This is a genomic window from Oleiphilus sp. HI0123, from assembly GCF_001635315.1.
The window spans coordinates 1-757 of sequence record NZ_LWGE01001007.1 but is presented as its reverse complement, the minus strand read 5'-3'; the positions used below and the strand labels follow the sequence as shown (position 1 = coordinate 757).

Sequence of the window (757 nt, the reverse complement as noted above, 5' to 3'; positions counted from 1 at the left end):
CATTAGCGTTTTTAGTTTTAGCTGCTGTAGCAAAGGCAACTGCTAGCGGGGGTATAGCAGTTGCAGCGGCAATATTTTCAGGCTTAGTCGCTGAGTTTGTATTTTATAAATTGGTAATTTCTGGCAAGGTTAAATCTAATCTCGTAGCAAATGAAATATAACCAGGCAATCAAAGATCGCCCACGAAAGGGCCCGTGGGCTGGACTCGCTCTGCTGCGCGCCGCTCGCCCTTTATTGCGGCGTTAGGCTCATGGAGATGCTATGAAAGTCGAGATAGTAAGAGATACTGGGACAGGTTATTTTGGCACAACAACTGCCAGAACAAATGTTCCACAAGGAAAGAAACTTGAGCTTACCATGCAGAATCTATGTTCAACTTTGGGCATTAAAAAAATCTACTGGACCATTAGCTCAAGAGAAGCAAAATATTATCGCCCGGATGGACCTTATACCTATCAGAGTGCTTCCAATACCATTCTTGAATTATCTGAAAAAGTAGCCGAGAAATATGCGAATAAAAAAGCCTAACAAGTTTAGCCTGCCTCGCCCCGGAAAAATCCCCGGGGCTGGACTCGCTATCGCTCGCCGCAGCTAAAGGCGTTAGCTGTAAAAAAGGAGTTAAATTGAAGCACATATTTGTTATTGCAGTTTTAGCCTTATTGTCAGGTTGTAGTTCAATGGTAAAGACCGAAATTGGAGATTACGATTACGGCAAAAGTTTAAGTGAACTACAAAGTCAGCATATCGAGTTACAACC

1 protein-coding gene is annotated in these 757 nt (G+C 42.9%); it reads left to right on the top strand.

From position 1 onward, the window contains the following. Positions 1 to 261: 261 nt before the first annotated feature. On the top strand, positions 262 to 528 hold the full coding sequence (locus A3761_RS08670; RefSeq protein ID WP_068510923.1) for a hypothetical protein: 267 nt from the start codon (positions 262 to 264) through the stop codon (positions 526 to 528). Positions 529 to 757: the final 229 nt, after the last annotated feature.

Bases quoted from the DNA above. Each gene is read 5' to 3' on its own strand.
- A3761_RS08670 (WP_068510923.1), top strand. From the start codon at position 262: ATGAAAGTCGAGATAGTAAGAGATACTGGGACAGGTTATTTTGGCACA.